General features: G+C 56.0%; 13 protein-coding genes. 5 read left to right on the top strand and 8 right to left on the bottom strand.

Translation table 11 applies throughout. From position 1 onward, the window contains the following. Positions 1-60: 60 nt before the first annotated feature. The gene (gene pitA, locus E2F51_RS05840; protein ID WP_013204309.1) at positions 61-1563 is read right to left on the bottom strand and encodes an inorganic phosphate transporter PitA; all 1503 of its coding nucleotides are present in this window, start codon (positions 1561-1563) and stop codon (positions 61-63) included. A gap of 241 nt (positions 1564-1804) precedes the next feature. Between pitA and E2F51_RS05835 the strand changes: the two genes are divergently transcribed. After that, positions 1805-2986 carry an NAD(P)/FAD-dependent oxidoreductase gene (locus E2F51_RS05835; RefSeq protein WP_134822959.1) on the top strand — a complete coding sequence of 394 codons (1182 nt, stop codon included), beginning with the start codon at positions 1805-1807 and terminating at the stop codon, positions 2984-2986. A 54-nt stretch (positions 2987-3040) separates the two neighbouring features. Here the strand turns inward: E2F51_RS05835 and E2F51_RS05830 are convergent, their stop codons facing one another. Next, positions 3041-3775, bottom strand: a complete 735-nt coding sequence (locus tag E2F51_RS05830; RefSeq protein WP_013204307.1) for a GntR family transcriptional regulator — start codon at positions 3773-3775, stop codon at positions 3041-3043. 457 nt (positions 3776-4232) lie between these two features. On the opposite strand from E2F51_RS05830, the gene E2F51_RS05825 reads away from it, so the two are divergent. The 4 genes from E2F51_RS05825 (at position 4233) to cspA (ending at position 6969) form a co-directional block, all read left to right on the top strand. Next, positions 4233-4694 carry a PTS sugar transporter subunit IIA gene (locus E2F51_RS05825; protein ID WP_134822958.1) on the top strand — a complete coding sequence of 154 codons (462 nt, stop codon included), beginning with the start codon at positions 4233-4235 and terminating at the stop codon, positions 4692-4694. A gap of 36 nt (positions 4695-4730) precedes the next feature. Further along, positions 4731-5000 carry a PTS sugar transporter subunit IIB gene (locus E2F51_RS05820; protein ID WP_013204304.1) on the top strand — a complete coding sequence of 90 codons (270 nt, stop codon included), beginning with the start codon at positions 4731-4733 and terminating at the stop codon, positions 4998-5000. A 42-nt stretch (positions 5001-5042) separates the two neighbouring features. Continuing rightward, entirely contained in the window at positions 5043-6416 is a 1374-nt protein-coding gene (locus E2F51_RS05815) for a PTS ascorbate transporter subunit IIC (protein ID WP_134822957.1), read from the top strand. Positions 6417-6756: 340 nt separating this feature from the next. Further along, a complete protein-coding gene (gene cspA / locus E2F51_RS05810; protein WP_013204302.1) occupies positions 6757-6969 on the top strand; it encodes an RNA chaperone/antiterminator CspA in 213 nt (70 codons plus the stop codon). A 202-nt stretch (positions 6970-7171) separates the two neighbouring features. On the opposite strand, the gene E2F51_RS05805 is transcribed toward cspA, so the two are convergent. The 6 genes from E2F51_RS05805 to ltnD all read right to left on the bottom strand — a co-directional run bounded on the left by E2F51_RS05805 (position 7172) and on the right by ltnD (position 13912). After that, positions 7172-8668, bottom strand: a complete 1497-nt coding sequence (locus tag E2F51_RS05805) for a glucosyltransferase domain-containing protein (protein WP_134822956.1) — start codon at positions 8666-8668, stop codon at positions 7172-7174. A 169-nt stretch (positions 8669-8837) separates the two neighbouring features. Then, positions 8838-10193, bottom strand: coding sequence for a GntP family transporter (locus E2F51_RS05800; RefSeq protein WP_013204300.1), 1356 nt, complete (start codon positions 10191-10193; stop codon positions 8838-8840). Positions 10194-10336: 143 nt separating this feature from the next. Beyond that, positions 10337-11113, bottom strand: coding sequence for an HPr family phosphocarrier protein (locus E2F51_RS05795; protein ID WP_134822955.1), 777 nt, complete (start codon positions 11111-11113; stop codon positions 10337-10339). Positions 11114-11115: 2 nt separating this feature from the next. Then, a complete protein-coding gene (locus E2F51_RS05790; RefSeq protein ID WP_013204298.1) occupies positions 11116-11739 on the bottom strand; it encodes an aldolase in 624 nt (207 codons plus the stop codon). Next, positions 11736-12998: a 3-oxo-tetronate kinase gene (gene otnK / locus E2F51_RS05785; RefSeq protein ID WP_134822954.1), complete on the bottom strand. Its 1263-nt coding sequence runs from the start codon at positions 12996-12998 to the stop codon at positions 11736-11738. Before otnK ends, E2F51_RS05790 begins: the two co-directional genes overlap by 4 nt. Further along, on the bottom strand, positions 12998-13912 hold the full coding sequence (ltnD, locus tag E2F51_RS05780) for an L-threonate dehydrogenase (RefSeq protein ID WP_134822953.1): 915 nt from the start codon (positions 13910-13912) through the stop codon (positions 12998-13000). Before ltnD ends, otnK begins: the two co-directional genes overlap by 1 nt. Between the last annotated feature and the right edge of the window lie 59 nt (positions 13913-13971).

Below are 13971 nucleotides of genomic sequence, written 5' to 3'. Positions count from 1 at the left end.
GACATCAGAAACGAAAAAGGGCGGAGATAATCTCCGCCCTTTTGTTTTTTCTGCTGCTGATTACGCCACGAACCTCAACGCAATCCAGTACAGTCCACCGGACAACACTATCGACACTGGCAGGGTCAACACCCATGCCAACAGGATATTTTTGATGGTGCGGCTCTGTACGCCTCCGCCATCAACCAGCATGGTACCGGCGACGGAAGAAGAGAGCACATGGGTGGTCGACACCGGCATCCCGGTGTAGCTCGCCACGCCGATGGAGACCGCGGCAGTCATCTGCGCGGACATGCCCTGCGCATAGGTCATGCCTTTTTTACCGATCTTCTCACCGATAGTGGTCGCCACACGGCGCCAGCCAACCATGGTACCCAGCGACAGCGCCAGCGCGACCGCCACGATAATCCAGATCGGTGCGTACTCAACGGTGTTCAACAGGTCGCTTTTCAGCTTGCCGAGGAAGCGCTGATCGTCATTGCTGACGCCAGGCAGCTTGGCGGCTTTCTCTGCGGTATCGGAGATACACATCAGCAGACGGCGAAGCTGCGCGCGCTGATCGACTGTGAGGTTGTCGTAGCTCTGCAGGTTATTCAACAGGCTCTGGGCATGGTCGATAGCCGGCAACGCACGGGCCGCATCACAGTGGAACTCATGCGGGCCGCTTGGCACTTCTTCCGGCGTAGGAACGGCCGGTGGCGCCATCTGAATAATATGGGTCAGCGAATCAGCATGCTGCTGATAGTACTGCTCCAGATGGTTCACCGCATCGCGGGTTCGGGTGATGTCATAGCCAGAGGAGTTCATATTGACCACGAACCCGGCCGGGGCGACGCCAATCAACACCAGCATAATCAGGCCAATGCCTTTCTGACCATCGTTCGCACCGTGTGAGTAGCTCACGCCGATAGCGGAAACAATCAGGGCAATCCGGGTCCAGAATGGCGGTTTCTTTTTACCGTCAATCTTTTCACGATCGGCTGGGGTCATATGAATGCGCAGACGCTTTTTGTTCCCGCTCCAGTAACGACGCAGCAGGAAAACCAGGCCGCCGGCCAGCACCAGGCCGACAATCGGTGAGATCACCAGTGAGGCAAAAATGCCGATCATTTTCGGGATGTTCAGCGCGTCCACTACCGAGGTGCCGGTAATCAGAGCGTTGGTCAGGCCAATGCCGATAATGGCCCCGATGAGGGTATGGGAGCTGGAGGCCGGCAGACCAAAGTACCAGGTGCCGAGGTTCCAGATAATTGCCGCCAGCAACATGGAGAAGACCATGGCAAGGCCATGCGCCGATCCAACGTTAAGCAACAGGTCAGTGGGAAGCAAATGAACGATGGCGTAAGCCACACTCAGTCCGCCCAGCATGACGCCAAAGAAGTTGAATACCCCGGCCATCACCACCGCAAGTTGCGATCGCATTGCGCGGGTATAAATAACGGTAGCCACTGCATTGGCCGTATCGTGGAAGCCATTGATCGCTTCGTAGAACAACACAAAAAGCAGCGCAAGCACCAGTAAGATACCGGTGTGATAATCGAGACCAGCAAACAGATGTAACATAAGCGTTAAGCCATTTTGGAGGACATGAACGCGGCGCATTATCAGCGAGAAAGCGCGGCCGGGGAAAGCGAAATATAGACTTTTTTTGACATTAATGTGGCGATTAGATGAATTCAGAACATTGCTCTGCGCAAAAAATAACCTGTTTTGCGATCTTTGCCGGACGCGCGTTTTGTGACTCTGGTATCAGCGGCCCCTTATCACTACAATCAGCGTTTTTTCAGCAGCCCCGGAGCGAGTCGTGGAAAAGTTTGACGTTATCATTATTGGCGCCGGTGCGGCTGGCTTGTTTTGTGCCGCACAGGCGGGACAACGCGGCAAGCGGGTGCTGCTGCTGGATAACGGCAAAAAGGCCGGCCGTAAGATCCTGATGTCCGGCGGCGGTCGCTGCAACTTCACCAACCTGTTTATCGAACCGGCGGCCTACCTGTCGCAAAACCCCCACTTCTGCAAATCGGCGCTGGCGCGGTATACCCAGTGGGATTTTATCGATCTGATCAACCGCCACGGCATTGCCTGGCATGAGAAGACGCTGGGGCAGCTGTTTTGTGATGAGTCAGCGCAACAGGTTGTCGACCTGCTGCTGAAAGAGTGCGAAGCGGGGAAGGTCACGGTACGGCTGAGAAGCGAAGTGCTGAGCGTTTCCCGCGACGAGACGTACACGTTGGAGCTGAATGGCGATACGGTGCAGGCGGATAAGCTGGTGATTGCCACCGGCGGGCTGTCGATGCCGGGATTGGGTGCGTCGCCGTTTGGCTACAAGATTGCCGAGCAGTTCGGCCTGAAAGTGTTTCCGACCCGCGCCGGGCTGGTGCCGTTCACCTTGCATAAGCCGCTGCTGGAACAGCTGCAGACGCTTTCCGGCGTGGCGGTGCCTGCGACCGTCACCGCCGAAGACGGCACGGTGTTTAAAGAGGCGTTGCTGTTCACCCACCGGGGATTATCAGGACCGGCAGTGTTGCAGCTCTCCAGCTACTGGTTGCCGGGTGAGTTTGTCACCATCAACCTGTCACCGGAACGCGAGCTCGGCGCCTTTATTAATGAAGAGCGCGAGGCCCATGCGAATCAAAGCCTGAAAAACACCCTGGCAAAAGTGCTGCCGCGCCGGCTGGTCGACAGCCTGCAGCTGCTCGGCCACGTGCCGGAATGCACCTTAAAGCAGCTTAACAGCCGCCAGCAGGCTGAGCTGGTCGCGCTGCTGCACAACTGGCGCATTCAACCTAACGGCACTGAAGGTTACCGCACCGCCGAAGTGACCCTTGGCGGCGTTGATACCAGCGTGCTGTCGTCGAAAACCATGGAAGCACGGGATGTGCCTGGCCTGTACTTTATCGGTGAGGTGGTGGAGGTGTCGGGCTGGCTGGGCGGCTATAACTTCCAGTGGGCGTGGGCATCGGCCTGGGCGTGTGCGCAGGCGCTGTGATCGTCACTCAGCCGCGCTTCGCAAGCGCTGGCAACAAGGCGACGATAACGGCCGTTAAGGCCGTTGGGAATTCTGCTTCAGCGGGAACAGTCGGGTGTTGATGATGGCAATGTTCACCTCACAGGGCACGCCGTCGTCAAGAAACACGGTTTCATTGATCTGAATAACCGCATCGTTTTCCGTCAGCTTTAATAACGCGATGATGTCCGGATCGGTTAAATTTAACGCCGTCAGGTTTTGATCCCTGAGCTGGACTTTCTTCCCGGTAAGCTCCTCGATATACGAATATTTCGAGATTTCCAGCTTGCTAAATTCCATGCTGCTAAACAGGTTTACCGGCAGGTGAATATGTTCAAGCGCCACCGGAATATCATCGAAGCACATCAAACGTAAAATCTTATACACCTGATCGCTGTTCTTGATGCGCAGCGCCTGCGCCATATCCGCCGACGGCACCTTCATGATGCTGACCGAAATGATTTTTCTGACGCCTTTGTGACCATGCTTTTGCGCCTGATAATCAAACGGTGACAGCGCGTGAAATCGCCCCGACTGGTTACTTATCCCGATAGAACCAACAAAAAGCCCGGATCCTTTCACCCGGTAAATCCGCTGTTGCTCAATCAGAATGCGCGTTGCTTCGCGCACCGTCGCGCGGGTAATGCCAATGTTTTTGGCAATTGAAATTTCGGTATCCAGCTTCTCTCCGGGTAGAAGGCCATCGTCCTTAATTTTTTTGAGGATGTAATCAACAACCTCTCGCTGTTTTTCTGTAATGCCATCAACCATCGATTTTTTCCCGTGAGAGTGAAAGACAGATTTCCCCAGTCCGGCCGCGATTTGCCTGACTTTCCGTGCTGAATATCACTTTGGTTACATGGATATGTGATCAACTTAACGAATTTACACTGAGGGTCAGCCTGTCCAGCTGGTTTTAAACTTTACATGTTGTATCTGTACACGTCCACGTACATTATTGAGATGACTAGACACCTGAAACATGTCTAGACGGGATCGCCTTACAGAGGTCATGGCTTTTGGGTTAATGCACTATCTGCCGTGCTCATGATTTTAACTGTCTGTAATAAATCAATTTTATTGGTTTATTTTGAAATCATTTTTCCCGCTGGTTTTCCCGTTTTTAAGTGAGATTTGTGGGTGGGAAACGGGCAGGGAAAATGAGGCTGAACATTATCTGACTGTACAAGTCAGTCAGATCGCTCATGTAAACAGCAGGATGAAGACTATGCCACACCTGGGAAATTGGTTAGATAATAATAAAATTCAATACGTTGAAAGCGTTGCTGACTGGAAGGACGCGCTGCTGATCGCCGGGCGTCCGCTGCTCAGTGAAGGGATCATTTCGCAAGACTACATTGATGCCATCATTCAACAAAAAGAGCAGATCGGCCCGTATTTCGTTATCGCGCCGCGGATTGCCATGCCCCATGCGCGTCCTGAGCAGGGCGCTTTAAAACTGGGGTTGTCGGTTGTGCTGCTGGGCAATGCGGTGAACTTTGATTCTGAAGAGAACGATCCGGTCAGCGCGATTTTCATGTTTGCCGCGCCGGACAGCAACAGCCATATCGAGATGATTTCCCAGCTGGCGGAAGTCCTGTCCGATGAAGAGATTATGGATCGGCTGTTTGCTGCCTCAAGCCAGGAACAGCTGATGACGATTTTACTGGGCGATGCATCTGCCCGTTAACACTCTCCTTTTGACCAACAGATATTGAGGTTTGATATGAAAATTATGGCGGTGTGTGGTTCAGGTTTGGGCAGTAGCTTCATGATGGAAATGAACATCAAGAAAGTGCTTAAAACCCTCGGAATTGAAGCGGAAGTGGAACACTCCGATCTCGGCTCGGTGACGCCTGATGTGGCAGATGTGTTTGTTATGGCGAAAGACATTGCCTATAGCGCCAATCTTCCGGAACAAAAGGTCATTATCATTAATAACATTATTGACCTGAAGGAAATTGAGCAAAAAGTACGCGAGTATTTCGGCAAATAATAACGCTCATAACCAGATAAACACCTTACCCTCGAGGTTAAAATGTTTACTCAAAACCTTTTGCAGTTCGTCGTCGACGTGCTGAAAGTGCCCTCCATCCTGGTTGGACTGGTGGCATTATTCGGCCTTGTTGCGCAGAAGAAGCCGCTGCCTGATGTGATTAAGGGCACGGTAAAAACCATTCTGGGCTTCCTGGTGCTGGCGGGCGGGGCGACGGTATTGGTCGGCTCGCTGACGCCACTGGGCGACATTTTCAAACAGGCGTTTGATGTACAGGGCATCATTCCCAATAACGAAGCGATGGTCTCCATTGCGCTGGCGAAATATGGTGCCCCTACCACCATGATTATGGCCTTCGGCATGGTGGCGAATATCGTGGTCGCCCGGTTCACCCGTCTGAAATACATCTATCTGTCCGGCCATGTCACCTTCTATATGGCCTGTATGATCGCGATTATTTTATCGGTGGCGGGTTTTGAAGGCATCCAGCTTATTTATACCGGTTCGCTGGCGTTGGGTATTCTGATGGCGACCTTCCCGGCCATTGCTCAGCCTTATATGCGTAAGATCATCGGCGGTGACCACGTCGCGCTGGCGCATACCGGCACCATTGGCTACGTGTTATCGGGTTGGCTTGGCTCGCTGGTCGGTAAAGGTTCCAAATCTACCGAAGAAATGAACATGCCAAAAAACCTCAGTTTTTTGCGTGACAGCACCATTTCTATCTCGCTGACGATGATGGTCATTTACCTAATCCTGTCGGTTTCCGCCGGTAAAGCGTATGTGGAAACGAACTTCAGTAATGGTCAGAACTACCTGGTTTACTCCTTTATTCAGGCGATTACCTTTGCAGCCGGGGTCTTCATCATCCTGCAGGGCGTGCGCCTGATCCTGGCCGAAATCGTTCCTGCCTTTACCGGCTTCTCCGAAAAGCTGGTGCCGAATGCCCGTCCTGCGCTGGATTGCCCGATTGTCTTCCCGTATGCGCCTAACGCGGTGCTGGTCGGCTTTATTTCCAGCTTCATCGGTGGCCTGGTGGGGTTGTTTATCCTCGGTCAGCTGCACTGGGTATTGATTCTGCCGGGTGTGGTGCCTCACTTCTTCTGTGGCGCAACGGCGGGCGTGTTCGGTAATGCCACCGGCGGCAAGCGTGGGGCGATCTGCGGTGCGTTTGCGCACGGCATATTGATCACCTTCCTGCCCGTGGCGTTGCTGCCGGTACTGGGACAGATTGGCCTGACCAACACCACCTTCTCGGATACCGATTTCGGCGTGGTGGGGATCCTGCTGGGCAACATGGCTCACTTTATGGATAAAGGGACCATCACCATGATCATCACCGGCATTTTCGGACTGTTAGTGATTTATAACTTCGCCGCGCCGAAAAAAGTCGTGGTGGAAGAGAACGCAGGCTAAGCCCAACGGCTCACAGCAACCGGTCAGGCGGGCGAAGGTGCCTCCGGTTGCTGTCTCCTTATCGCGGTTGGGGATCGGCAGAAGGGGACGATCTCAACTTGTTAAAAAGTCATCAAAAAAATTAACGCTTGCTTAATGCGTCGTGCTGCGCGTAGTATGCGTCATCGGTTTGGAACACAGACCTTATGTAAGCAGTTTTAGTAAAGCAGTCCTCAGTTTAAGTGTTATCCCTAGATACCCTTCCTCATGAGCCTCCTCCTAAGTGCGCCCATAAGTAATTATCTGAAACTCAGGCCAAGTTCGCCGCGTTGAGTGGCTCAAAAAATTAAAGGAAATATCTATGTCTAACAAAATGACTGGTTTAGTAAAATGGTTCAACTCTGACAAAGGCTTCGGCTTCATTTCTCCAGAAGACGGCAGCAAAGATGTATTCGTACATTTCTCTGCAATCCAGAGCAACGATTTCAAAACTTTAGATGAAGGCCAGAAAGTAGAGTTCACTATCGAGAACGGTGCTAAAGGTCCATCAGCTGGCAACGTAGTTGCTCTGTAATTGCTGATACTTCGCTAACACTTGCGACAGCGATGACGGCATTAGCCCGAGCAGCCAGGTACCAGCGATAAAAAAACCCGCCTTGTGCGGGTTTTTTGTTTTCAGCGTTCAGTAAAAGCCACTCCCTGTAAACGGCCGCCATCAAGGCGCGCGGTTATCCGGCGGAGTGGCTTTTTTTATGGGCGTGATTCGGTATCAGCGCTCAGCGGCAGGGCCCGGTCCTGAAATCAAACACCGCGGTTTGCTGGTACAGGAACAGTTTGTAGACGCAGTCCTGTGACAGATAGGCGGGCGTCGCGGTTTTCATCTCCGGCAGGGTTGGCGTTATCCGCAGGGCGATATTTTCCCGCAGGGCCAGCACCTGATATTCCCAGGGCGCTGACTCCATCAGCATCGGCAGGCGAATAGCCTGGATCAGCGGGAAGTTACGCAGGCTGATGATGATATCGGGTGAATCGGCCGGCTGGCCGATAAACGCAATATTCTTCACATCCTGGGGTGGGATATGCGACAGGTCGATCTTCATTCGCTGCAGCAGATTTGCGGTGTAGCGCTGATCGTTGGCGACGGTGTTAAAGGCCGAGACCATCAACACCAGGCAGTAAAGCAGCGGCAGCAGCGTTAAAGCCTGTACCCAGCGTCGTATCGCTGGAAAGGCCAGAATATTGACGCAGAAGCAAAACAGGCTGAAGCAACTCCAGGCAATCAGCACGCGAGGACTGATTACCGGATCGCTCAGCAGCAATGAAAGCCCCGGAATGGCGGCGATCGCCAGAAACGGCAGCAGAACGATCGCCAGACCGTTAAACATTTTCCGCCTGGCGGAGCCCGCCTCTCTTGCCGTCCTGACCAGTAATATCAGCAACCCCAAAGTGGCTAACAGCAGCGGAATCGCAATCAGCAGCACCTTATTACTTGGAAACGCGCTCAGCACCATCGCGGTGAAGCTGTCGACGTTCTGCAACAAGGTGGCAATGGCAGCGGGTCCGGGCGGAATCATTTTGCTGTGCGCCAGGCTGTAAGGGTCGGTTACCAGCCAGGCGACGATAATCACCTTATACAGCACGGCGGCGATCAGACCGGCCGCCATTTTTTCGCCGATATACGGCCAGATCGCCTCACGGTTAACCCACAGCCTGAAGGTGATAATGGCGCAACAGCCGAGATAGACATTCAATCCGGTCTGGTAGGTGGTCATTACCAACAGCATCAGCCCCGCCGTCAGCAGGATATGAATAGCGCGACTGAATCTGAGCGGCAGACTGGCTATCATCGCCATGGCCAGCGACAGCATCATGGTCAGCGAGTCATAGCTATAGAGCAGTGACTGCGCGAGAAAAGGGTTGAGGATCATAAACTGGGCGGGCAACAGCTGCCAGTAACCGCGCAGCGGTAGCGCCAGTTTTTCTGCGTATATCACGCTGGCGGCGGCGAGGATCGCCAGGCCCATCAGCAGCGGCAGCGGCGAGATATCGTTGACGCTGGTATTAAAGCGCAGCGCAACGTTGATCAGCCAGGTTAACGGGCGGCCGTTGGAGAGCCACAGATTGGCCTGGCCATTAACAATGCGGAAGAAGTCATCCCGGTAATAAACCTTTTCGCTCCACAGCGGCAGCGTCATCAGCAGGCCAGTCAGGAAGGTGTAGAGGATCTGCCGGTGACGGCTGATGACTGAGGTGGCAGACTCACCATTGCGCATGTTATTCCAGATGAAGGCGTGCGTTGAAGAGCCACTAAAAAGCCGTGGAGTGCTTCAGTTTACCCGGGAATGTCGGCGGCGGAAGTCCGTATTAACGAGGGATATGAGAGGGCGTTCGCAATTTTGATTAACAGCGTGCGGCAGAGTCGGGCTCTGCCGCATAAAGCCTTTAAATCACCGCAGAGAGCAGCCAGACCAGCACAAAGCCGGTGACGCCCATCGCGGTGGTCAGCACGGTCCAGGTTTTCAAGCCGTCCGCCACTGACAGGCCGAGGTAACGGGTGACCACCCAGAAACCGGCGTCGTTTACGTGGGACAGGCCCAGTCCGCCAAAGCAGGCTGACAGCGTAACCAGCACCAGCTGCATATCGCTCAGGCCGGTGACGGCCTGGGTCAGCAGTCCGCTGGTGGTGAGGATCGCCACGGTTGCCGACCCCTGCGATGCCCGCAGCGCCAGCGACAGAATAAAGGCGGCGGGGATCAGCGGCAGATGGATGGTTTCCAGCGACAGCGCCAGCGCTTTACCCACGCCGGACTCGACCAGCACTTTACCAAAAGCACCGCCCGCACCGGCGACGAGGATCACTCCCGCCGAGCTTGGGATAGCGCGATCCAGCAGTTCACCCAGCTTCTCTTTGCTGATGCCACGACGCAGCGCCAGCAGCCAGGCCGACAGCGCCAGCGCAATCAGCAGCGCAATCGCCGGCGTACCGATTAACGTCAGCAGCTGGCGGATAACGTTGCCTTCTGGCAGCGCCGTATGCGCCAGCGTGCCCACCACAATCAGCACGATAGGCACCACGATCAATGAAGCAATCAGCGTTGCGCCCGGTGGTTGCGTCCCGGTTTTTCCCGGCGCGCTTTCAGGTTTAGCCAGCTGCAGCTGCTCCAGCACCGCCAGCGACAGATGATACTGACGGCGGTTCATCGCTTTCGCCACAAAGTAACCCACCACGCCAACCGGGATCGACACCGCGATGCCCAGCAGCATCAGCCAGCCCACGTCGGTGCCCAACAGGCCCGCCGCCGCTGCCGCACCGGGGTGCGTCGGTAACGCCACGTGCACGGTCAGCATCACGCCCGCCATCGGCAGGCCATATTTGATTGGTGAGACCTTCGCGACCTTGGTGAAGCCGTAAATCAGCGGGATAACAATAATAAAGCCGACTTCAAAGAACACCGGGATGCCGAGAATAAAGGCGGCCATGGTCAGCGCGGCGACGGTGCGTTTGATGCCCAGCGCATGGGTGAAGCGCTGCGCCAGCGACTCCGCGCCGCCGGAGGATTCAATAATCGCCCCGAGCATCGCGCCCAGCACGATGATGATGGTAATCGACCCCAGCAGGCCGCCCATCCCGGCAACGATCACCTTCATAATGTTGTCCGCCGGGATGCCGGTGGCGATCGCCACTAACAGGCTGACCACTAACAGGGCGACGAATGGATGGATTTTCAGTTTGATCACCATCAGCAGCAAAATCAGCACGCTGGCGACGGCGATAGTCAATAACAGGGCGGTGGACATTATTTCAGCCTCGTAGGATTTTATAATTTTATCATGCTTTTCAACATGGTATGGGTAGGTCATCCCTGGCTCTGGCCTGATTCAGGCAACAGAAAGCCAACGCTGCGCTAAAGGCGCGCAGCGTTTACTCGGTACGTCATTAACTATTTATAGGCGTCGAACCAGCCCAACCCGTCGGTGGTGACGCCGCGCGGGAAGTACTCGCAACCGATCCAGCCCTGATAGCCGCTGCGATCGATTAAATCGAAGATCCACGGGTAGTTGATTTCGCCTGCGTCCGGTTCATGGCGATCCGGTGCGGAAGCAATCTGGATGTGTTGATACTGGCCGCTAAAGGCGGTGATCAGATGGCTCAGGTTGCCGTCGACCAGCTGGGCATGGAACAGATCGAGCTGGGTAAAGACGCCCGGCCGGTCAATGCGTTTGACCATCTCCAGCGTCTGGTACTGGCTGGAATAGAGATAGCCCGGCTTGGTTTTCGGGTTTAACGCTTCCAGCAAAATGCGGATGCCGTGCGGCGCGAAACGGTCGGCGGCGTAACGCAGGTTGCTGATAAAAGTCTGGCAGTAAGCGTCACGATCCGCGCCTTCCGGCACGGTGGACGCCATGATATGCACCTGCGGGCAACCGAGTGCCAGCGCGTATTCCAGCGCCATATCGATATCGCGACGGGCGGCTTCTTCACGGCCGGGAATGGCACAGACGCCCCATTCGCCGGCGGCCACATCGCCAGGCCCGGTGTTAAACAACACCAGCGCCAGATCGTTACGTTCCAGCGCCTGCTTTAACTCGCTGGCGGCATAGTCGTAAGGGAACAGAAACTCCACGCCACGGAATCCGGCTGCCGCTGCCGCGTCAAAACGCGCCATAAACGGCAGCTCGGTAAACATGGTTGAGAGGTTGGCAGCAAACTTAGGCATGTTTAGCTCCGTAATTCAGCCACTTCGTCATCGTTCAGATAACGAATCGGGCGGTCGCCCAGGGTGAAGATCAGGCGGGCGGTCTCTTCCAGCTCTTCGGTGTTGTCCGCCGCTTCACGCAGGGTTTTGCCTACCACCACCGGGCCATGATTGGCCAGCAGGAAGGCTTTGTAATGCGGCGCCAGCTTCGCCAGGTCTTCACCCAGGCGCGCATCGCCCGGCCGGTAATAGGGCACCACCGGCACATCGCCGACGCGCATCACCACATACGGGGTAAACGGGCGGATGCAGTTCTGCGGATCCAGGCCTTCCAGGCAGGAAAGGGCGGTCAGATACAGGCAGTGCAGATGGACGATTGCCCCGCAGGCCGGGTTGTTCAGATAGATGGCGCGGTGGAAGCTGACCTCTTTCGAGGGCTTATCCCCGCCAATCCATTCCCCTTCCAGCGTCACTTTCGACAGCCGGTCGGCGACCAGCTCACCGAGGCAGGAGCCGGTGGGTGTGGCCAGCAGCGTACCGTCTTCGAGCAGCATCGAGAGGTTGCCCGCCGAACCGGTGGCATAACCGCGCTGGAAGAAGGACGCGCCCAGCCGGACCATCTCTTCCCGTGCTTGTTGTTCAGTCATAGCGAGAACTCCTGTTGAGCGCGTGCGAAGAAGTTTTCATCGCCAAAGTTGCCGGATTTCAATGCCAGCGAGATCGGCTGGGAAACGGCTTTGACCCACGGCACGCCGGGCGAGATCACCGGGCCGATATGGAACGCATCGATATTCAGCGTCTGCGCGACCACGCCGGAGGTTTCACCGCCGGCGACGATAAAGCGCTGCCAGCCACGCTGTTGCAGTTCACGCACCACTGCGGCAAACAGCTGCTCGACCGCTTCACTGCTTTTCTCGGCACCATACTGTTGCTGAATACGCTTCAGGGTGTCCGGTTCAGAGGTGGCGAACAGCAGCGGTGCCAGGCTTTCGCCGCTGTGCTCAGCGACCCAGTCACAGAGTTCGATCGCATAGGCGTCACGCTGTGCCAGCGCCCGTTCAACGTCAACCGCCAGAGACGCCGCCTGATCGCGGTAACGCGCCACCTGACGATTGGTCATGGTTGAACAGGATCCGGAGAGCACCACCGCGCGTTCGCCCTGCGGCGTGCCGGCGGCCTGCGCCTGCGCGCTGTTATGGGCGCTGCTTGCCCACTGACGGGCCAGGCCGATCGCCAGGCCGGAGCCGCCGGTCACCAGCGTCATTTCCCGCAGCGCTTCGCCCTGGGTCAGCAGATGCTGTTCGTTCAGCGCATCCAGCACCACATAACGCACGCCCTGTTGTTTCAGTTCAGCCAGCGCATGACGCACGGCGTCGGCACCCCGATCCAGCGTCTGGCTGTTAATCAGTCCGGCTTTGCCTTCACTCTGGGCTTCCATCAGACGCAGCAGGTTGCTGTCGGTCATCGGCGTCACCGGATGGTGGCGCATACCGGAATCGGACAGCAGCTGATCCATCACAAACAGATGTCCCTGATACACCGTGCGGCCATTGACCGGCAGTGACGGGGAGATGATGGTCTGGGTTTCGCCCAGCGCGGCCAGCAGCGCGTCGGTAACCGGACCGATGTTGCCTTTGGCGGTGCTGTCGAAGGTCGAGCAGTATTTAAAGTAGAAGCGCTCGCAGCCCTGTTGCTGTAGCCATGCCAGCGCCTGCAACGAGTCGGCAACCGCCTTCTCAGGAGCGCAGGAGCGGGATTTCAGGCTGACAACAATCGCCTCAGCCTCCAATGCCAGCGGCTCGGTCGGCACGCCATTTACCTGTACCGTCGCCATACCGTTCTGCACCAGGAAGCTGGCGATATCGGTGGCACCGGTGAAGTCATCTGCTATCACGCCCAGGCGCATTATTGCGGCTCCTTTTTCGCTGGCAGGGTAATGCCACTGAAGATTTTGATCACCGCGCTGTCGTCTTCACGGCCATAGCCGGCGTTGCTGGCGGAGGTGAACATATTAAAGGCGGTGGAGGCCAGCGGCAGCGGGAAGTGCAGCGCTTTGGCGGTGTCGGCCACCAGACCCAAATCTTTGACGAAGATATCCACCGCCGATTTTGGCGAGTAATCACCGTCCACCACGTGACGCATACGGTTCTCAAACATCCACGAGTTACCCGCCGCGTTGGTGACCACGTCATACATGGTATCCAGCGGAATACCGGCGCGCGCCGCCAGCGCCATCGCTTCGGCACCGGCCGCAATATGTACGCCTGCCAGCAGTTGGTGGATGATTTTCACCGTCGAGCCGAGACCGATTTCGCTACCAATGCGGTAGACCTTGCCTGCCACGGCATCCAGCACCGGTTGCAGCAGCGCAAAGGCCTTGTCGCTGCCGGAGGCCATCACCGTCATCTCGCCCAGCGCCGCTTTCGCCGCACCGCCAGAGACCGGCGCATCCAGCATGATCAGCTGATGCTCCGCCAGACGCTGTTCAATCAGCAGCGCATCCTGAGAAGAGATGGTGGAGGACACCATCACCGCGGTACCGGGCTTCAGATGGGCCGCCAGGCCGTTGTCACCAAACAGGATCTGGTTCACCTGCTGCGCGTTGACCACTAATAACAGCACCGCATCTAAGTGTTCGGCAAAGCCATCCGCACGGGTTTCGGCCGCTTTGGCTCCGCTGCTCAGCAGCGTGTGCAGCGCGGCAGGATTCAGGTCAACACCGTAGGTGTTCAGGCCGGCTTTGATACAGGATTGCGCCGCACCCATGCCCATAGACCCGAGGCCAACGACACAGACCGACATTGATGATGCGTTAGGCATACGCTCTCCGTGTTAATTTAGGTGATAATTTGTTTTGTTGTGTGAAGTATAGGCGCTTT

This window comes from Erwinia sp. QL-Z3 (assembly GCF_004551645.1).
GTDB classification, from domain to species: Bacteria; Pseudomonadota; Gammaproteobacteria; order Enterobacterales; family Enterobacteriaceae; genus Erwinia; species Erwinia billingiae.
This window is presented reverse-complemented; position numbering and strand designations above follow the sequence as displayed.